This window comes from Streptomyces sp. NPDC017991 (assembly GCF_044328075.1).
GTDB lineage: Bacteria > Actinomycetota > Actinomycetes > Streptomycetales > Streptomycetaceae > Streptomyces.
The window spans coordinates 22,377-40,571 of record NZ_JBIRGP010000022.1; the positions used below are offsets into that span (position 1 = coordinate 22,377).

The following is an 18,195-nucleotide window of genomic DNA, read 5'->3' on the forward strand; positions in this document are numbered from 1 at the left end:
CGTTCCGGGTCCCCGTACGCGGACGCCACGCGGTGCGCCCGGTCGTCAGACCCAGGTGCCGCGGTCCCGCAGGACCCCGCGCAGCGTCTCGATGTGATCGGTCATGATGCCATCGACTCCCAGGTCCAGAAGCCGGTGCATCCGCTCGGGCTCGTTGACCGTCCACACATGGACCTGCAGCCCGCGCGCGTGGGCGGCGCCCACGAGACGGCGGTCCACCACCGGGATGCCCGACTGCGCCTCGGGGACCTGGACGCAGACCGCCGAGCGCCGCAGCGCGGCGGGCAGACCCCATGACTTCAGGCGCAGCCCCAGGACGCCCCGGGTGCCGTACGAGGTGGCCAGACGCGGGCCGGCCACGCGCTGGGCCCGGGCGACCCGCACCTCGGAGAAGGAACCGACGCAGACGCGGTCCCAGGAGCCGGTGGAGCGGATCAGGTCGAGGAGGGGGAGCAGCGCGGGCTCCGCCTTCACGTCGACGTTCCAGCGGACGTCGGGGAAGTCCTCCAGCAGCTCCTCGAACAGGGGGACCGGTTCGGCGCCCGCCACGCGCGCGTGGCGTACGTCGTCCCAGGGGAGGTCGGCTATCCGGCCCGCGCCGTCGGTCACCCGGTCCAGCGTCGCGTCGTGGAAGGCGACGAGTTTCCCGTCCGCCGTGGCGTGTACATCGGTCTCGATGTACCGGTAGCCGGCCTCGACCGCTCGGCGGAACTGGGCCGTGGTGTTCTCCAGGCCGTCGGCGGCCCCGCCCCGGTGGGCGAAGGCTATGGGCCCGGGATGGTCGAGGTAGGGGTGGCGTACGGGCGAGATCACCCGCGCAGTATGGCCCGCTCCGATGGCCCGCCGGCAACGACCGTGCTGCCGTCCGGTGATGCCGCGGGGACGGCGAACACCCGCAGGAACAGCTGGGCCAGCGGCCCGATGGCGAGTGCGTAGAGGACCGTGCCGACCCCGACCGTGCCGCCGAGGACGAAGCCCGTCGCGACCACGGCCACTTCGAGGGTGGTGCGCACCAGGCGGATCGAGCGGCCGGTGCGCCGGTGGAAACCCGTCATCAGGCCGTCGCGCGGGCCCGGACCGAAACGGGCGGCTATGTAGAGGCCGGTCGCCACGCCGTTCAGCAGGATGCCCGCCACCATCAGCGGGACACGGACCGAGAGGGCGTGCACGTCCGGAAGCAGGGCGAGCGTGCCGTCCATCGCGATGCCGACCACGAAGACGTTGGACACCGTCCCGAGGCCCGGGCGCTGGCGCAGCGGGATCCACAGGAGAAGGACGACGGCCCCCACGATGATCGACACGACGCCGATCGTCAGCCCCGTCAGCTCGGCGAGGCCCTGATGCAGCACACCCCAGGGCTCAAGCCCCAGGCCCGCCGCCACGAGGACGCCCGAACTCGCTCCGTACAGGGCCAGCCCCACGTACAGCTGAAGAAGTCGGCGGGTGAGGCGCCTCGGCGGCGGGCTCGACACTATGGGCTCCCTGGTGGCGGTGCGGTGGTGCCAGTGGACTGACTCATGACACTCTGTGGCGTGAGGAGAAACCTCTTCCATGGCCAATTCGGGGAAGGTGGACTGGAAATCATGGCGCAGTGGACTTCGGCGGTGGGGGCCGCCCAGCTTGCCCGGTTGCTCAGCTCCCAGCAGGAGCGCCCCGCGGGCCCCGGCACGCGCCGCCCGCCCGCCTACCGTGCCCTCGCCGACGGTATCCGGCTGCTCGTCCTCGAAGGCAGGGTCCCCGTGGCCGCTCGGCTGCCCGCCGAGCGCGAACTGGCCCTCTCCCTGTCCGTCAGCCGGACCACCGTGGCGGCCGCCTACGAGGCACTGCGCGCCGAAGGCTTCCTGGAGTCCCGCAGGGGGGCCGGCAGCTGGACCGCCGTACCGGCGGGGAACCCACTGCCCGCGCGCGGCCTCGAACCCCTGCCGCCCGAAAACCTCGGTTCCATGATCGACCTGGGCTGCGCGGCCCTGCCCGCCCCCGAACCCTGGCTCACCCGCGCCGTCCAGGGCGCCCTGGAGGAGCTGCCGCCGTACGCCCACACGCACGGCGACTACCCGGCGGGACTGCCCGCGCTGCGCCAGACCCTCGCCGACCGGTACACGGCGCGCGGCATTCCCACCATGCCCGAGCAGATCATGGTGACCACCGGGGCCATGGGGGCCATCGACGCCATCTGCCACCTCTTCGCCGGCCGCGGGGAACGCATCGCCGTCGAGTCGCCCTCGTACGCCAACATCCTGCAGCTGATGCGCGAGGCCGGGGCCCGGCTGGTGCCCGTCGCCATGGCCGAGGGGCTCGCGGGCTGGGACATGGACCGGTGGCGGCAGGTGCTGCGCGACGCGGCGCCCCGCCTCGCCTACGTCGTCGCCGACTTCCACAACCCGACCGGCGCGCTCGCCGACGAGGACCAGCGACGGCAGCTCGTCGACGCCGCGCGGTCGGCCGGCACCGTGCTGGTCGTCGACGAGACCATGAGCGAGCTGCATCTGGACGAGGGGCTCGAACTGCCGCGGCCCGTCTGCGGTTTCGACCCCGCCGGTTCGACGGTCGTCACCGTCGGTTCGGCCAGCAAGGCCTTCTGGGCCGGCATGCGGATCGGCTGGGTCCGTGCCGCGCCCGACGTGATCCGCAGCCTGGTCGCGGCGCGCGCGTACGCCGACCTCGGGACCCCCGTCCTGGAGCAGCTGGCCGTGAACTGGCTGCTCAGCACGGGCGGCTGGGAGCAGGCCGTGGACGTGCGGCGCGACCAGGCCCGCGAGAACCGGGACGCGCTGGTGGGGGCGCTGCGCCGGGAACTCCCGGACTGGGAGTTCGACGTGCCGCGCGGCGGGCTCACGCTGTGGGTGCGCACGGGGGGTCTGTCCGGCTCGCGGCTGGCGGAGGTGGGCGAGCGGGTGGGGGTACGCGTGCCGTCCGGGCCGCGGTTCGGGGTGGACGGGGCGTTCGAGGGGTATGTGCGGCTTCCGTTCACCGTCGGCGGCGCGGTGGCCGACGAGGCCGCTGCGCGGTTGGCGGCGGCGGCGCGGCTGGTCGAGTCCGGAGCGAGCGGAGGGGTGGAGGCGCCCCGCACGTTCGTGGCGTGACGCCTCCCCGGAGGCGGGGGTGACTGCCGGCGGGATGCTGGGTGCGGGCCCGCTGTGGCCGGTCGCGCAGTTCCCCGCGCCCCTGAAGACAAAAGACTGCGCAGTTCCCCGCGCCCCTTTTTAGGGGCGCGGGGAACTGCGCGACCCGCCACGACGCCCCCGCACCCGGGGCTCAGCCCTCCGCGGCTGCGGCCACCGGGCCCGGTGCCGTGACGCGTACCGGGTCCGCTGCCGGGGCGGGCGCGGGCGCGGGCGCCGCGTCCGCCGGGGGCGTGTGGCCCGGGAGCAGGGCCAGCACCGCCTGGCGGTGGCTCTCGCTCGTCGCCTCGTCGTACGGATCAGGGGTCGCAGGCACCTGAAGGCGGTGGACCGGTCCGGCTCCCAGCCGGGCGTACCCCCGCCCGGCCGGCACCTCGGGTGTGGGAGTCGTGTGCGGCCGCACCCCGAGCACCGCTTCGAGTTGGCCCGTCGACGCCGGCCCGAGCACGACACGCGCGCGCGTGTGCCCCAGTACCGCCTCGCCGAGCGACTCCACGGTGTCGAACTGCTCGGCCACCACGACCGTGACACCGGCAGCGCGGCCGTGACGCAACGGCACCTGCAGGAGGGTCTGCGGATCACTGCGGCTGTCGGCCGCCGCGAGGTGGCCGAGCGCGGTCGGCCGGTCCAGGAGGAGCCACAGGGGACGCCGCGTGTCCTCCGGCGGAGTCAGACCTGCCTGCCGGGACCGGTTCGCCGCGATGAGACGACGCTCCGTCTCGTGCGCCGCCCATTCGAGAGCGGCCAGCGCGCCGGACAGTCCGCATTCGATGCCGAGAACGCCGTCGCGCCCCGTCAGGCACGCGTACTCGCCCGTCCCGCCGCCCTCGACGATCAGTACGTCACCGTGCCGCAGGGCCTGCAGCGCGATCGAGCGCAGGAGCGTGGTCGTACCGCTGCCGGGGCCGCCGACCGCGAGCAGATGCGGCTCGGTGGAACGCACGCCGGTGCGCCAGACCACCGGGGGGACGTCCCGCTGCTCCTTGCCGAAGTCGAGGGGGAGCGTGCGCTGGACGCCGGCCGGGTCGGTGAAGCCGAGGACGGTCTCGCCCGGGGCCGTGACGAACCGCTGGGCGGCGATGTCGGTGGGCAGCGGTGGCAGGACGGTGACCGTGAGCTGGTTGCTCTCCTCGTCCCACGCGAAGCGGTACTCCCGGCCGCGGCCGGACTTGGCGTGCAGCAGTTGCTCGATACGGGCCCGGGAGTCGGCCTCCCCGTCCGTGAAATAGGCCGGGTAGCGCACGGACAGCTGCGAGACCCGGCCGGTGTCGTCGAACTCGTACGCGTCGAAGGCCTTGCCCCACTCGCCGCCGTGGGCGTAGAGCGGGGCGGGGTCCTCGGGGACGGAGAAGTACGGAACGAGCGCCTCGTAGAGGGACTCCAGGCGCTTGCTCTGCGAGTCGTCGGGGCCTGTCGGCGTGGCCGGGGTGCGGTCCCTGCCCTGCCAGGCGGCCGCCGCCATCAACGTGATGACGGCCAGCAGCGGCCCGTACGGGATGAGGGCCACGATCAGGACGACCGAGGCCACCAGGAACAGCAGTGGACCGCGCCGGTCCTTGGGGGTGTCCGCCCATTTGCGCCGGCCGGCGGCCGCCAGCCGGCGCAGTCCACGGCTGATGGTGATCAGCGGGTGGAGGACGTCGGTGGCGCTGTCGGCGGCCGTCCGGGCCAGGTCCCTGCTGCGGGCGATCTGCGCGCTGCCGGTACTCAGAATGCGGGGGAGGGGGCGCCGGGCCACTGCTGTCTCCTGGAGGTGCGTGCGAACGGGGTGGGGGTCAGAACTTGATCCCGCCGAGCAGACCGGCCAGGCTCGCGCCGCCCGCCGTGATGCTCGGGGCGATGGCCGTGCCCGCGAGGTAGAACCCGAAGAGGGCGCTGACCATCGCGTGCGAGGCCTTGAGGCCGTCCTTGCGGAAGAAGAGGAAGACGATGATGCCGAGCAGGACCACGCCTGACATGGACAGGATCATGATTGTTTCTCCTGGATCGATGGGGACAGTCACCATGAGTACTTCCAGGCTCACAGGATGTATCCATACGATAAAAGGTGCAACTGGGTGAAAGTCTTCTTATTTCACCCCGATGGGCCCGCTCGGTAGGGGTCCTCGGTGGCCCTCTCGATGATTTGTCGGTTTCGTGGTGATCTTTGCCTCGGGTGGGCCAGGTCATGTGCCCGCGAAGCCAGTACTCTGGCGATTCACCCGTACGGTCGCACCGCTACGGCCGCACGATCCCGCAGTCCCGTTCGCCGTCGCACCGTCCCCGCGGTGCGAGTCCCCCAGTGAGAGGCGGTCCCGTCGATGAGTGAAGCGCCCGATCCCGAGGTCGTGGAGCTGGCGACCAAGATCTTCGATCTGGCCCGGCAGGGGCAGACCGAAGCGCTTGTGGCGTACGTCGACGCGGGTGTTCCGGCCAACCTCACCAACGACCGCGGCGACTCGCTCGTGATGCTCGCCGCCTATCACGGCCACGCCGACGCCGTGAGCGCCCTCCTGGCACGCGGGGCGGAGGCGGACCGTATCAACGACCGGGGCCAGACTCCGCTCGCCGGGGCCGTCTTCAAGGGGGAGGACGCCGTCATCCGCGTCCTTCTGGACGCGGGCGCGGACCCCTCGGCGGGGACGCCCTCCGCCGTCGACACGGCCCGTATGTTCGCCAAGGCCGAACTGCTCGACCTGTTCGGAGCACACTGAACCATCCGCCTTGACCAGGCGAAACAGCTTTTTCGGGGGAGGCGGAACGGGGCCGCCGGAAATGCGGTCGCGGCAGCGAGAACCGCTGGGTCATCATGACGTCGTGATTCACGGACGCGATGGCTGGGCAGGTGTTGCCGCACCGCGCGGACCGTGATGCGGCCCGCACGGGCCACCGACGAGAGGCAGAGGAAGATGGTCTACAGCAAGCAGGAAACGGCGGGCGCCCCGACGTGTTGTCACGCGGCCAGGTAGAGCAGGATCCCGGTTGCGTCGACGCTTGATGTGAGGCTGTTTCCCATGTTCGATCCGGTCATAGCGCCCAGCGGTACGCTGCTCGGCCTGCTCCAGAGGGGCCGCGGCGACGGCACGCTGCACGCGCTCACCGCACCGCGGGCCGAAGCGCTCGCGGCACTCAACCACTGTGTGCTGAGCGACCCCCGCCACGACTGGCAGGTGGAGAACCGCTCGCTCTACTACGCCCGTCTCCACCTCGACCTGGGTGGCGGCCTCGACGAGATCGAGGCCCACCTCTTCGACGCGGCGGACGTGCTCGACACCGACGAGTCACGCACGGGCCTCGCGCTCGCCGTCCTCGGCCACCTCGCCTCGTACGGCCGGCGGGACGCCCTGCTGTTGCTGCGGCGGTACGCCGCCCGCGGCGCCAACTGGGCCTGGGCCCTCGACGAGCTGGCGCTGCGCGACGACGACGCCGGCCTGCGCGCTCTCGCGGTCCCTGTCCTCGCCCGCTTCCCCACCGATCCCGAGGGCGAGGCCGAGCTGGCCGCCGTCGTGAGGGACTCCTTCGAGCCGCGGCCCTGGCGGCTGTGGGCCGACGATCCCCGCGAATCCGTCGCCGCGCGCGTGCGCGCCGCCTCGGAAAGCGGTTCCTTCGACCGATGGCAGCGACAGATGCGACCGTCCGGGCCCCGCCCCGGATGGAGTGTGCGGGCCGTCTTCGAGTGGGCCCAGCAGGGCATCGAGCGCGGAGCCGCACTCCATGTGCCCGCCGCGCGCTGCCTCACGGCCGTCGCCGGACCCGATGACCGCCCCGAGATCGTCGAGGCCGCCCGCACCGGGGACGACGGCGCACGCTGCACCGCCCTGCGCTATCTCGCCGACAGCCACGATCCCGACACACTGGATCTGGTGGAGACCGCACAGGCCTCCGGCTCACCCCTCGTGGTGGAAGCCGCCATGGACGCCTTCGAACGGATGCGGAGCGTCGCCGCCGTGCAACGGGCCCGCGGCTGGGCCCACCGGCCCGACGCCCTGGGAGAGGCCGCCGGACGCGTCCTCGCCTGCCGGGGCGGCGCACAGGACAGCGAACTGGTCCTGGACGCCCTGCGCGAAGCCGTACGGGGTGAGGGACCCGACGCGCAGACCCTGTGGACCCTCGTCGACGGCGCCGGACGGCTCGGTATCGCGGGGGCGGCGCCCGTCCTGCGGCACGTCTACCGCGAGACGGCCTCCTCCCATCTGCGCGGGCGGGCGGCACGCGCGCTGGCCGCCACCGATCCCTCCTTCGCCGCGGGATTCGCCGTCGAATGCCTCTGGGACTGCGAGGAGACCACCCGCGAGGTGGCCGCCCGGCACGCCGAGACCGGGGACGCCCGCGTGGTCGACCAGCTCCGCAGGCTCGCCGCCGACCCGGCCGAGGAGGCCGATGTGCAGACCGCGGTCCGCAGCCGCATCGGACCGGACGCGTCCGCCGTGTGACACCGGCCCGCGGCTCGGACCGCGTGGAAGCAGCCGGGGAGCGCGCCGCGTGAGACGGCGCACGGTGGCCCCGGAGCGCGCGGAGTGAGACCGCGCGCGGTGATCGAGGCGAGCGCCGCGCGCGCCGGTGTGCGCGACCGGCGTGTGAGCGTTCCGTCGTCGGCCCGTATCCCGTTGGTACGGGCCCGGACGCCGCAGCGTGACCGGTCCGTGATGAGAGGGCGTGCGGAGCCCAACGCTCATGGGACGTTCCTCGTCCGGAAAGATCCACGTTGACGCGGCCACGTCCAGCACGACGACAACACCCGTATGCGTGTCGTCATCGTCACCGAGTCCTTTCCCCCCGATGTGAACGGCGTGGCCCACTGCGCGCTCCAGACCGCCCGGCATCTCGTCGAGCGCGGTCACACCCCCGTTGTCGTCGCTCCGGCAACCCCCAGGCTCTCGACCCCCTCCGAACAGTCGGGCGCCTCCTTCGGCAACGCGTCCGAGGCCTGCGCACCGTGCCCCGTCGTCCGCATCCCGTCCCTGCCTCTCCCCGGCTACCCCCAGGTCCGCGTCGCCCTCCCCAGCCGACGCGTCGCCGCCGCGATCACCGCACACCGCGCCGACATCGTGCACCTGGCCAGCCCCTTCGTCCTCGGCGTCCGCGGCATGGCCGCCGCCGGCCGGCTCGGCATCCCCGCCGTGGCCGTCTACCAGACCGACCTCGCCGGCTACGCCCGTACGTACCTCAGCACGGGCGAGGCCACCGCCTGGCGCCGTATCCGCTCCGTCCACGCCGCCGCCGACCGCACGCTCGCCCCGTCCACCGCCGCTCTGCACGACCTGGAGGCGCACGGTGTGCCCCGGGTGCGGCTGTGGCCGCGGGGCGTCGACACCGTCCGCTTCCGGCCGGAGCACCGGGACGAGAGCCTCCGCCGTGCACTCGCCCCGAACGGCGAGCTGATCGTCGGCTACGTGGGCCGGCTCGCCCCCGAGAAGCAGATCGAACTCCTCGCCGGCGCCTGCGCTCTGCCGGGCGTGCGCGTGGTCGTCGTCGGTGACGGCCCGAGCCGGCCGGGCCTGGACCAGGCGCTGCCGGGGGCCGTCTTCCTCGGGCGCCGCACCGGCGACGAACTCGCCCGGATCTTCGCCTCCCTGGACGTCTTCGTGCACACCGGCCCGTTCGAGACCTTCTGCCAGACCGTCCAGGAGGCGATGGCCAGCGGCGTACCGGTCGTCGCCCCCGCCGCGGGCGGTCCGCTGGACCTCGTGGCGCACGGGCGCACCGGACTCCTCGTCCCGCCGCGCGACGAGGCCGCCGTACGCGACGCCGTGTGGTCGCTCGCCGCCGACCCCGCCCTGCGGGCCGCCTACGGCGCCGAGGCACGGCGTACCGTCGAGGGCCGCACCTGGGCCGCCGTCGGGGACGCGCTCATCGAGCACTACACGGACGTCCTCGCCGGCCGGGCGGTGGTGGCGGCATGAACGACTCCCTGAGCATCGTGCGGCTCGCCAACTTCGTCGCCCCCTCCTCGGGCGGCCTGCGGACCGCGCTGCGCGAACTGGGCGCCGGTTACCTGGCGGCCGGGCACCGGCCCGTCCTGATCGTGCCCGGCGAACGCGCCTCGGACCGCGAGACCGAACAGGGGCGCGTCATCACTCTGCCGGGCCCGCTGCTGCCCGGCACCGGCGGCTACCGCGTCCTCACCGACAGGCGGCGCGTGGCGGCGCTCCTGGAGACGCTGGCCCCCGACCGTCTTGAGGTCTCCGACCGCACGACCCTGCGCTGGACCGGTGTCTGGGCGCGGCGCGCCCGGGTGCCCGCGGTGATGGTCTCCCACGAGACCGCCGACGGCGTGCTGCGCACCTGGGGCATGTCGCCGGGCCTGGCCCGGCGGACCTCCGACGCCATCAACCTCCGTACCGCGCACCACTACGCGCGGATCGTGTGCACCACGGAGTTCGCGGAGCGCGAGTTCGTCCGCATCGGCGCCCGCAATGTCGTACGCGCCCCTCTGGGCGTCGACCTGGAGGGGCGCCACCCCGCGCTGCGGGACCCGGCGGTCCGGGCCCGGTACGCGCGCGTGGACCAGACACTGCTGGTGATGTGCTCCAGGCTGTCCGTCGAGAAGCGGCCCGGTACGGCGCTGGACGCGCTGGAGGCGCTGCTGCGGGGCGGGCAGCGCGCGGTGCTCGTCGTGGCCGGCGACGGGCCGCTGCGGGCCCGGCTGGAACAGCGGGCGCGCGAACGGCGGCTGCCGGTCACCTTCCTCGGGCACGTCGCCGACCGAGCGCTCCTCAGCGGTCTGCAGGCCTGTGCCGACGTGTGCCTGGCGCCGGGGCCCGCCGAGACCTTCGGGCTCGCCGCCCTGGAGGCCATGGCCTGCGGCACGCCCGTCGTCGCCAGTGCCACTTCCGCCCTCCCGGAGGTCATCGGCTCCGCCGGAGCCACCGCCGCGGACACCGGCACGGCTTTCGGCGTCGCGATCAGGATGCTCCTGGACCGGCCCGAGAACGAGCGCCGGGAAGCGGCACGCGCGCGTGCGGCCTGTTTCGGGTGGCCGGCGGCCGTGGAGGCGTTCCTCACCGCGCACGACGCGGCCGTCCGGGTGAGGGCGCGAGACCCGCTCCCCGCCGCCGCTCTCCGTTCCGTGCCACGGCCCAGGGAGGGCGTCGTATGAGACCCCTGCTATTCGTGGCGCTGGGCGACTCCCTGACGGAAGGAGTGGGCGATCCCGTGGGCGGGGGGTGGCGCGGCTGGGCCGCGCTGCTCGCCGCGGGGCTGGCCCCGTCGGAGGCGTCGGTGGAGTTCCGCAATGTCGCGGTCAGCGGCGCTCAGACGCGTGATGTCCTGGAACGCCAACTGCCCGCGGCGCTCGCCGGGGGGCCGGACATCGCCTCGGTCGTCATCGGTGTGAACGACACCCTGCGGTGCACGTTCGACATCCACGCCGTGGCCGGGCGGCTCGACGAGGTGTACGCGGCCCTCACCGGACAGGGCGCCGTCCTCCTCACCGCCTGTCTGCCCGACCCCGGGACCATGCTCGGGCTGCCGGGGGCGCTCGCACGGCCGCTGGCCCGGCGTCAGCGGGCCGTGAACGCGGTCGTGCACGCGCTGTCCGAGCGGTACGGGGCCGTGCATCTGCATGCCGCCGAGGGGGACTGGGTCGTGGACCGGGGCATGTGGAGTGCGGACCGGTTGCATCCGGGGGAGCGGGGGCATCGGCAGCTCGCTCGCCACTTCCATGAGCTGTTGGCCGAGGCGGGGCTTGCCGCGGGGCCCGTGCCTCGGTCCGAGCCGGAGTTTCCCGAGCCGACGCGGTCGGCGAGCCTTCGGTGGCTGGCCACGGCCGGGACGGGGTGGGTGGCTCGGCGGTGCACCGACCTGCTGCCGCAGCTTCTCGGGCTGGCCGCTTCCGAGGTACGGCATCGGGTGCGGGGCACTGGCGTGCGGCTTGATCTTGCGGCGTCCCGCGCGGTGGCTTCGGCGTTGGCCGGTCTTGCGGTGGCGGACCGGGCCGACGCCGCGTGAGGCTCCGCCTGGGGTGCGGTTGGGTGGTGCGGGTTCGTTGTGGCCGGCCGCGCCGTTCCCCGCGCCCCTGGGGGCTGCGCCCCCTAAAGGCGAAAGATTGCGCCGTTCCCCGCGCCCCTGAGAAGCAAAGGGGTGCAGGTCGGTACGAAGCGCACTGGGGTGCCCGGGGTGGCCTGGGCTGTGGTGGGGAGGTCTTCGGGGTGGACCACTGCGATGACCGGGTAGCCGCCTGTGGTGGGGTGGTCGGCCAGGAAGACCACCGGGCCGCCGTCCGGGGGGACCTGGACGGCGCCCAGGACCATGCCCTCGCTGGGGAGTTCGCCGCCGATCGACCTCTCCAGGGCGGGCCCTTCCGTGCGCAGGCCGATGCGGTTGCTCGCCGAGGACACCCGGTAGGTGTGCGTGGTGAACGTGTGCCAGGCTGTCGCCGTGAACCAGTCGTCGCGTGGGCCCGGCGTCACCCGCAGGACCAGTTCGCCCGGCGGGGACGGCTGCGGAACGACGTCCACGCGCGCGGGGAGGCCGTACGGCTTCCCCAGCGGGAGCACCGTTCCGTCGGTGAGGGGCGGCGGGCCGAGGCCCGAGAGGAGGTCGGTCGAGCGGCTGCCCAGTACCTGTTCGACGGTCACCCCGCCCGAGACGGCCACGTAGGCGCGTACTCCGGAGGCGGCCGTTCCCACCGACAGCAACGCTCCGGCGGGCACGTGCACCGGGGCACCCCAGGCCGCCGGGCGGCCGTCCACGGAGACCGGGCACGGGGCTCCCCCCACCGCCACCGTGACCGCCGAACGCGGCCGCAGACCGCAGCCGTTGAGCGTCGTCTCCAGGAGGGCCGCCTCGGGCGGATTGCCGACGAGCCGGTTCATCAGGGCGGCGGCGGGCGCGTCCAGCGCGCCCGAGCGCGGTACGCCGAGGTGCGCGTGGCCCGGGCGCCCCCGGTCCTGCACCGTGGTCAGCGCCCCGGCCCGTACGACGACCAGTGCGCGGTCCGTCATCAGGAGTCCACCGGCACGAAGCGGACCGGTGTGCCGGGCGACAGCAGGGCGGCCGGCACACGCGCGTGGTCCCACAGGACGGCGTCCGTCGTCCCGATCAGCTGCCAGCCGCCCGGCGACGAGCGCGGGTACACGCCCGTGTACGGGCCCGCGAGGCCCACCGAGCCCGCCGGGACGGTCGTACGGGGTGTCGCGCGCCGGGGCACGCCGTAGTGGGCCGGGAGCCCGGTGAGATAGCCGAAGCCCGGTGCGAACCCGCAGAAGGCGACCCGGAAGCCGGCCGCCGCGTGGATCCTCGCCACCTCGTCCGGGGACACCCCCCAGTGGTCGGCGACGTCCGCCAGGTCGGGGCCGTCGTAGCGCACGGCGATCTCCACCACGTCCTTCTCGGGCGGCGGAACCGGCGGGAGGCGTGCGGCGGACAACTGCGCGGCCAGCCGGGACGGGTCGTCGAGGCCGTCGAGGAGCACCGTGCGGGCCGCGGGGACGATCTCGCGCACGGAGAGGGAGCCCTCGGCGCGACGGCGGAGCAGATCGGCGTGCAGGGCCTGTGCCTCCTCGTCCGTGGACACCTCCACGAGCAGCGCGCGGGCACCGACCGGCAGTGCCCTCATACGAACGCCTCCACGCGGACGCCCGCCTCCTCCAGCCGTGCCCGGACCCGGCGGGCCAGGTCCACCGCGCCGGTCGTGTCGCCGTGCAGGCACAGGGAGCGGGCCCGTACGGCGATGTCACGGCCCGAGTGGGACGTGACGACACCAGAACGGGCGAGGCTTACCGAGCGTTCCACGACCTCACCCGGACGGGTGATCACCGCGCCCTCCCGGCCACGTGGCACGAGCGTGCCCTCGTCGGTGTACGCACGGTCCGCGAACGCCTCCGTGACGACCGGCAGCCCGGCCTTCGCGGCCACGTCGAGGAACCGGGAGCCGGGCAGCCCGAGCACCGGCAGCGTGGCGTCGGCGAGCCGTACCCCGTCCACGACCGCCCTCGCCTGTGCCGCGTCGTGCACGACGCGGTTGTAGAGGGCGCCGTGCGGTTTGACGTACGCCACGCGCGTGCCCGCCGCGCGCGCGAAGACCTCCAGGGCACCGATCTGGTACGCCACCTCGGCCGCCAGTTCGTCGGGCGGCACGTCCATCGCGCGCCGCCCGAAGCCCGCCAGGTCCCGGTAGGAGACCTGGGCACCGATCCGTACCCCGCGCCCGGCGGCGAGGTCGCACACCCGCCGCATGGTGGGGGCGTCCCCGGCGTGGAAGCCGCAGGCCACGTTGGCGCTGGTGACGACGGACAGCAACTGTTCGTCGTCGGTCAGGTGCCAGCGGCCGAAACCCTCGCCGAGATCGGCGTTGAGATCGATCGAGGTACCGGCGGGGGCATCGGTGGGGATACCGGTGGAGGTCATGGAGTGTCCGTTCTCCGGTCGGGTGACTCAGGCGACGCGGTACTGCTCGTCGCGGGCGTCGGTGATGAACATCTGCCCCGGCGCGTGGGTGATCGCGAACGGCGGGCGCGAGGCCATCACCGCGGCCTGCGGCGTCACACCGCAGGCCCAGAACACCGGGATGTCGTCCGGCTCGAAGTCCACCGGATCGCCGAAGTCGGGGCGGCCCAGGTCCTGGATGCCGAGGGCGCCCGGATCACCGCAGTACACCGGGCTGCCGTGTACCGCGGGCAGCAGACTGGTCTCCCGGATCGCCACCGGCAGGTGCTCGGGCGGCACCGGACGCATGGACACCACCATGGGCCCGTGCAGCCGCCCGGCGGGACGGCACTGGCGGCCGGTCACGTACATGGAGACGTTGCGTCCCTGCTCGATGTGGCGCATCGGTACGCCCGCCTCGGTCAGCGCCCACTCGAAGGTGAAGCTGCAGCCGATGAGGAACGACACGAGGTCGTCCCGCCAGTGCGCCACCACGTCCGTGGGCTCCTCCACCAGCTCGCCGTCCTCCCACACCCGGTAGCGCGGCAGATCGGTGCGCAGATCGGCGCCGTCGGCCAGGACCGTCGTCCAGGAACCGGCGTCGGTGACGTCCAGCACCGGGCAGGGCTTCGGATTGCGCTGGCAGAACAGGAGCATGTCGTACGCCCAGTCGGCCGGCACCGAGATCAGGTTCGCCTGGGTGTGGCCCGCCGCGCAGCCGGCGGTGGGACCCGACACGCCCGCGCGGAACCGGGAACGTGCCTCTGCCGGGCTCCACGCGTGCGCGTGGTCGTCGAGAAGGCCGAGCGGGCGGTGCCGTGTGCTCTGGGGCCTGGTCACAGAAGCTCCTTCCCACGGGTCTCGGGCAGACCGATCAGGGCCAGTGCCGCGAGACCGTATCCGATCGCGCCGAAGACCAGCGCGCCCCCGACACCCCAACTGTCGGCCAGGAAGCCGACCAGGGTCGGGAAGACCGCGCCCACGGCACGGCCCGTGTTGTACGTGAAGCCCTGTCCCGTGCCGCGTACGGCCGTGGGATACAGCTCACTGAGGAACGAGCCGAAGCCGCTGAAGATCGCCGACATGCAGAACCCGAGCGGGAAACCGAGCACGAGGACGAGGGTGTTGGCGCCGCTCGGGATGTTCGCGTAGGCCAGGATGCAGACCGCCGAGAGGATCGCGAAGAGCAGGATGTTCCGCTTGCGGCCCAGCTTGTCGGTGAGATAACCGCCGGTCAGGTAGCCGATGAAGGCTCCGGAGATCAGGAACGCGAGATAGCCGCCGGTGCCGACGACGGACAGTCCGCGGTCCGTCTTCAGGTACGTCGGTACCCAGGTGGCCAGCGTGTAGTAGCCGCCCTGGACACCCGTGGAGAGCAGCACGGCGAAAATCGTCGTCTTCAGGAGTCCGGGTTCGGTGGCCGTGCCCGGCTTGAAGATCGCGGCGAAGGAACCCTTCTCGGGGCTCTCCTTGCGGCGCTCGGCCGCCTCCGGGGCGTCCTTGACCTGACGGCGGACCCAGACGACCAGCAGCGCCGGCAGGGCGCCGGTCCAGAACATCACGCGCCAGGCGATGTCGTCGTCGAGGAACTGGAAGACCAGCGTGTAGACGACCACGGCGAGTCCCCAGCCCACGGCCCAGGCGCTCTGGACCGCGCCGAGAGTACGGCCCCGGTGCTTGGGGCTCGCGTACTCGGCGACCAGGATCGCGCCGACCGCCCACTCACCGCCGAAACCGAGGCCCTGGAGCGCGCGGAAGATCAGCAGGGTCTCGTAGTTGGGCGCGAAACCGCAGGCCACGGTGAAGACCGCGTACGTGATGACGGTGATCATCAGTGCCTTGACGCGCCCGATCCGGTCCGCGATGACACCCGCCGCGGCGCCGCCGATCGCGGACACGACCAGCGTGACGGTCGTGAACAGCCCGGTCTGGCCGCTGCTGAGACCGAAGTACGCGGCCAGCGCCACCATGCTCAGCGGCAGCGTGAAGTAGTCGTACGAGTCCAGGCCGTAGCCGCCGAACGCGCCGCCGAAGGCGCGGCGGCCGCGCGGCCCGAGTGCTCGCAGCCAGGCGAACGCACCCTCGTCGGCGGTGGGTTCACCCGCTCCGGAGCGCGTCTCGGCGGGCGGGGCCTGCGGTGGAGGGGTCGTGCTCATGGGCACCTCGCAGATGAGGGACGGGAGGGTGCGTGGGGACTGAGCCGTGCCATGCCGTGCGGAAGCCGTCGGCGCCGGGACGAGCGGGCGGTGCCCGGAAAGACTGGCGCCTGATAAGTAAGGTAGAGGATCGTTGAACGATCCTTCAATACCCATGTTGTTTCGTTCTTGTATCTGCGGTTGAATTCGGGCGTGGCCGAACTGAACGGACTGGCGGACGACCGCGCGCTGCTGGGCCGCACCAGCACCGCCGAGCGGGTCTCGGACATCCTGCGGAGCCGGATCGCCGACGGGTACTTCCCGCCCGGCAAGCGCCTGTCCGAGGACAGCATCGGCGGCGCGCTCGGCGTCTCCCGCAACACCCTGCGCGAGGCCTTCCGGCTGCTCACACACGAACGGCTACTGGTCCACCAGCTCAACCGGGGTGTCTTCGTACGGGTGCTGACCGTCGAGGACGTCGAGGACATCTACCGCACCCGCAGCCTCGTCGAATGCGCGGTCGTCCGCGGACTCGGCGAGCCGCCGTACGCGGTGGACGGCCTCGCCGGGTCGGTCGCGGACGGGCGGCGGGCGGCCCACGAGGGCGACTGGAAGGGCGTGGGCACGGCCAACATCCACTTCCACCAGGAACTGGTGGCCCTCGCCGCCAGCGCCCGCACCGACGAGCTGATGCGCAGCGTCTTCGCCGAACTCCGCCTCGCCTTCCACCTGGTGGACGACCCCCGCCGGCTGCACGAGCCGTACCTCGCCCGCAACGGTCAGATCCTCCAGGCGCTCCAGGACGGCGACCGGGAGGAGGCCGAGAGTCTGCTGGCGGTCTATCTGGACGACTCCCGCAGACGGGTCACGGAGGTGTACGGCCGCAGAGTGGCGGAGCCCCTCTAGGGGTCCGGGGAACGGCGCCATCTCTTGCTTTCAAGGGGCGCGGGGAACGGCGCGACCAGCCCCCGCCGGCCCGCACCCGACGAACGACCGGAAGCACCCCACCCCACTCGCGGGAACGATTTGGGTGGATGTCAGACCCAGGACCTAGTCTGTGCACCGTGACTTCGCCTGCATCGACGGACAGCGTTCCGCCCCAGCTCAGCGCGGGGCCGCGCCCCGCGCCGGGCCCGGCCGCCGACGAGGGCCTGGCGCGCCGCCTGCGCGCGCTCGCCTGCACCGCGCCCCTGCACGACCTCGACGTGCGCAAGGCGAACCTCGCGGGTGAGTACTCGGTGTACGGCATGGCGGAGGTGGCCCTCGCCTCCATCGACCTCATCACGCTGAACATGGACTTCGACACGGGCGCCGACCACGACCAGATAGTGGCCAGGCTCATCCCGCGCATCGCCGCCCAGGCCCCGCGCCGGCCCGTCGCCGAGCACGAACGGGTGGCCCGCTGGGTCCTGGAGAACCTGATCAACGTCGGCAGCGTCGACCGCGGCTTCCGCGCCGTCTACGGCACGTTCGCGCCCGACGGTTCGTACGTGCGCCGAGACTACGACTTCAAGCTGATCGAGGAGGTCGCGGGCTACGGAGGGAGCGTGTACCTCCGTACGACGGACGAGGCGGTCAACGTCCTCGTGGGCGCCCTCGACACCGACGTCACCAGCGCGCAGATCGCCGCCGAGGTCAAGCTGGAGGTACTGATCAGCCGGGGCCGCCTCGCGGACGCCCAGCTCGCCGCCGAGCAGGCCCGCTACCGGACCGTGCAGTACTCGGAGACGCTCCGCAGGGCCCTGGACGCGACCCGGCGCAACGTCCGGGCGGTGGACTGGCTGCGCGCGGTGCCTGACATGATCGCCGAGGCCCTCGACCACGTGGCCGACCGCTACCGCCACGAGAACGCGATCCTCACCAACATCCGTAAGGCGCGGGACGAGTCGGAGGACCCCGAGCAGAAGCGCCGGGCCGCCGAGCTCGTCGACATCGTGAAGGACTGCATCCGGCGCCACACGCAGTTGCAGTCCAGGCTTCTGGAGGCCGGACCGCTGTTCCGGGCCGAGCAGGACCGGCAGGCCTTCGCGACACCGATGACCACCTCCGGCCTCGACCTCTACGGGCATCTCGTCGCGCCCGTGCTGCCGCTGCCCCTGGACCAGGCGCTGCGGGTGACCGACGCCTTCTTCGCGCGCGGGACGGGACTGCGCACCCCCGCGTCCGTCCGGGTCGGGGATCTGGTCGACCTGCTGCTGACGCCGCCGGTGGAGCGGGAGCACCTCGGTGCGGAGATGCCCGAGCCCGACCTGATCGCCACGCCGGACGACAGCCGGTTCAGCGAGGAGCAGCTCGCCGCCGCCATGCAGTTGCTCGACCTGCCGGCCGACGCGCCGCGCCGGCTGTCCGGGCTGCTCGCGGAGGCGCGGCGACAGGATCCCGAACTGCCGTATCTGGTCGCCCTGCTGGCGGTGCACGCGGCCAGTCCGCCGGTCGGTACCGCGTACCGGCAGGGGGAGGAGCGGCTGCTGTTCGCCGTGGACGACGGGGTCGAGCTGGACGATCCGGAGTTCGGCGGGGCGGATCTGATCGTGGGGATGGCTCTGCTGGATGTGGTCGGGATGACCGCGGGCCGGTCGGAGGTCGCGTGA

The 18,195-nt window shown here is 73.0% G+C and carries 17 protein-coding genes; 8 read left to right on the forward strand and 9 right to left on the reverse strand.

The features are described 5' to 3' along the window. Window positions 1-45: 45 nt before the first annotated feature. A complete protein-coding gene (locus ACH4DZ_RS41860) occupies window positions 46-813 on the reverse strand; it encodes a glycerophosphodiester phosphodiesterase (RefSeq protein WP_398294612.1) in 768 nt (255 codons plus the stop codon). After that, the gene (locus ACH4DZ_RS41865) at window positions 810-1,553 is read right to left on the reverse strand and encodes a YitT family protein (protein ID WP_398294614.1); all 744 of its coding nucleotides are present in this window, start codon (window positions 1,551-1,553) and stop codon (window positions 810-812) included. The genes ACH4DZ_RS41860 and ACH4DZ_RS41865 overlap by 4 nt, the downstream gene beginning before the upstream one ends. A 30-nt stretch (window positions 1,554-1,583) precedes the next feature. Here ACH4DZ_RS41865 and ACH4DZ_RS41870 point away from each other — a divergent pair, with 30 nt between their 5' ends. Next, window positions 1,584-3,083, forward strand: a complete 1,500-nt coding sequence (locus tag ACH4DZ_RS41870; RefSeq protein WP_398294616.1) for a PLP-dependent aminotransferase family protein — start codon at window positions 1,584-1,586, stop codon at window positions 3,081-3,083. 172 nt (window positions 3,084-3,255) lie between these two features. Here ACH4DZ_RS41870 and ACH4DZ_RS41875 read toward each other — a convergent pair whose 3' ends face one another. Both ACH4DZ_RS41875 and ACH4DZ_RS41880 read right to left on the reverse strand, forming a co-directional pair. Next, entirely contained in the window at window positions 3,256-4,860 is a 1,605-nt protein-coding gene (locus ACH4DZ_RS41875; RefSeq protein WP_398294618.1) for a hypothetical protein, read from the reverse strand. 37 nt (window positions 4,861-4,897) lie between these two features. Beyond that, a complete protein-coding gene (locus tag ACH4DZ_RS41880) occupies window positions 4,898-5,092 on the reverse strand; it encodes a hypothetical protein (RefSeq protein WP_041991757.1) in 195 nt (64 codons plus the stop codon). A 330-nt stretch (window positions 5,093-5,422) separates the two neighbouring features. On the opposite strand from ACH4DZ_RS41880, the gene ACH4DZ_RS41885 reads away from it, so the two are divergent. The 5 genes from ACH4DZ_RS41885 (at window position 5,423) to ACH4DZ_RS41905 (ending at window position 11,051) form a co-directional block, all read left to right on the forward strand. Continuing rightward, window positions 5,423-5,815, forward strand: a complete 393-nt coding sequence (locus ACH4DZ_RS41885) for an ankyrin repeat domain-containing protein (protein WP_189772896.1) — start codon at window positions 5,423-5,425, stop codon at window positions 5,813-5,815. A 300-nt stretch (window positions 5,816-6,115) separates the two neighbouring features. Beyond that, complete coding sequence (locus tag ACH4DZ_RS41890) at window positions 6,116-7,534, forward strand: HEAT repeat domain-containing protein (protein WP_398294621.1); 1,419 nt, start codon at window positions 6,116-6,118, stop codon at window positions 7,532-7,534. Window positions 7,535-7,843: 309 nt separating this feature from the next. Then, the gene (locus ACH4DZ_RS41895; protein WP_398294623.1) at window positions 7,844-9,004 is read left to right on the forward strand and encodes a glycosyltransferase family 4 protein; all 1,161 of its coding nucleotides are present in this window, start codon (window positions 7,844-7,846) and stop codon (window positions 9,002-9,004) included. Next, a complete protein-coding gene (locus ACH4DZ_RS41900; protein WP_398294625.1) occupies window positions 9,001-10,200 on the forward strand; it encodes a glycosyltransferase in 1,200 nt (399 codons plus the stop codon). Before ACH4DZ_RS41895 ends, ACH4DZ_RS41900 begins: the two co-directional genes overlap by 4 nt. Beyond that, window positions 10,197-11,051, forward strand: coding sequence for an SGNH/GDSL hydrolase family protein (locus ACH4DZ_RS41905; protein ID WP_398294627.1), 855 nt, complete (start codon window positions 10,197-10,199; stop codon window positions 11,049-11,051). The genes ACH4DZ_RS41900 and ACH4DZ_RS41905 overlap by 4 nt, the downstream gene beginning before the upstream one ends. An 83-nt stretch (window positions 11,052-11,134) precedes the next feature. Here the strand turns inward: ACH4DZ_RS41905 and ACH4DZ_RS41910 are convergent, their stop codons facing one another. Genes ACH4DZ_RS41910 through ACH4DZ_RS41930 form a run of 5 tightly spaced genes read right to left on the reverse strand, consistent with a single transcriptional unit; the run spans window position 11,135 to window position 15,625 of the window. Continuing rightward, a complete protein-coding gene (locus tag ACH4DZ_RS41910) occupies window positions 11,135-12,046 on the reverse strand; it encodes a biotin-dependent carboxyltransferase family protein (RefSeq protein ID WP_398294629.1) in 912 nt (303 codons plus the stop codon). Further along, the gene (locus tag ACH4DZ_RS41915) at window positions 12,046-12,660 is read right to left on the reverse strand and encodes an allophanate hydrolase subunit 1 (protein ID WP_398294631.1); all 615 of its coding nucleotides are present in this window, start codon (window positions 12,658-12,660) and stop codon (window positions 12,046-12,048) included. The genes ACH4DZ_RS41910 and ACH4DZ_RS41915 overlap by 1 nt, the downstream gene beginning before the upstream one ends. After that, complete coding sequence (locus ACH4DZ_RS41920) at window positions 12,657-13,451, reverse strand: LamB/YcsF family protein (RefSeq protein WP_398294633.1); 795 nt, start codon at window positions 13,449-13,451, stop codon at window positions 12,657-12,659. Before ACH4DZ_RS41920 ends, ACH4DZ_RS41915 begins: the two co-directional genes overlap by 4 nt. A gap of 27 nt (window positions 13,452-13,478) precedes the next feature. Then, entirely contained in the window at window positions 13,479-14,309 is an 831-nt protein-coding gene (locus tag ACH4DZ_RS41925) for a putative hydro-lyase (RefSeq protein WP_398294635.1), read from the reverse strand. Further along, window positions 14,306-15,625, reverse strand: a complete 1,320-nt coding sequence (locus tag ACH4DZ_RS41930) for an MFS transporter (protein ID WP_398294637.1) — start codon at window positions 15,623-15,625, stop codon at window positions 14,306-14,308. Before ACH4DZ_RS41930 ends, ACH4DZ_RS41925 begins: the two co-directional genes overlap by 4 nt. Window positions 15,626-15,817: 192 nt before the next feature. Between ACH4DZ_RS41930 and ACH4DZ_RS41935 the strand changes: the two genes are divergently transcribed. Next, on the forward strand, window positions 15,818-16,510 hold the full coding sequence (locus ACH4DZ_RS41935; RefSeq protein WP_398294639.1) for a GntR family transcriptional regulator: 693 nt from the start codon (window positions 15,818-15,820) through the stop codon (window positions 16,508-16,510). A 158-nt stretch (window positions 16,511-16,668) separates the two neighbouring features. Next, complete coding sequence (locus ACH4DZ_RS41940) at window positions 16,669-18,195, forward strand: hypothetical protein (protein ID WP_398294641.1); 1,527 nt, start codon at window positions 16,669-16,671, stop codon at window positions 18,193-18,195.

Coding starts and splice junctions, on each gene's coding strand:
- ACH4DZ_RS41910 (WP_398294629.1), bottom strand. CDS start 12,046: ATGACGGACCGCGCACTGGTCGTCGTACGGGCCGGGGCGCTGACCACG.
- ACH4DZ_RS41905 (WP_398294627.1), top strand. CDS start 10,197: ATGAGACCCCTGCTATTCGTGGCGCTGGGCGACTCCCTGACGGAAGGA.
- ACH4DZ_RS41885 (WP_189772896.1), top strand. CDS start 5,423: ATGAGTGAAGCGCCCGATCCCGAGGTCGTGGAGCTGGCGACCAAGATC.
- ACH4DZ_RS41900 (WP_398294625.1), top strand. CDS start 9,001: ATGAACGACTCCCTGAGCATCGTGCGGCTCGCCAACTTCGTCGCCCCC.
- ACH4DZ_RS41870 (WP_398294616.1), top strand. CDS start 1,584: ATGGCGCAGTGGACTTCGGCGGTGGGGGCCGCCCAGCTTGCCCGGTTG.
- ACH4DZ_RS41915 (WP_398294631.1), bottom strand. CDS start 12,660: ATGAGGGCACTGCCGGTCGGTGCCCGCGCGCTGCTCGTGGAGGTGTCC.
- ACH4DZ_RS41880 (WP_041991757.1), bottom strand. CDS start 5,092: ATGATCCTGTCCATGTCAGGCGTGGTCCTGCTCGGCATCATCGTCTTC.
- ACH4DZ_RS41920 (WP_398294633.1), bottom strand. CDS start 13,451: ATGACCTCCACCGGTATCCCCACCGATGCCCCCGCCGGTACCTCGATC.
- ACH4DZ_RS41895 (WP_398294623.1), top strand. CDS start 7,844: ATGCGTGTCGTCATCGTCACCGAGTCCTTTCCCCCCGATGTGAACGGC.
- ACH4DZ_RS41865 (WP_398294614.1), bottom strand. CDS start 1,553: ATGGAAGAGGTTTCTCCTCACGCCACAGAGTGTCATGAGTCAGTCCAC.
- ACH4DZ_RS41930 (WP_398294637.1), bottom strand. CDS start 15,625: ATGAGCACGACCCCTCCACCGCAGGCCCCGCCCGCCGAGACGCGCTCC.
- ACH4DZ_RS41890 (WP_398294621.1), top strand. CDS start 6,116: ATGTTCGATCCGGTCATAGCGCCCAGCGGTACGCTGCTCGGCCTGCTC.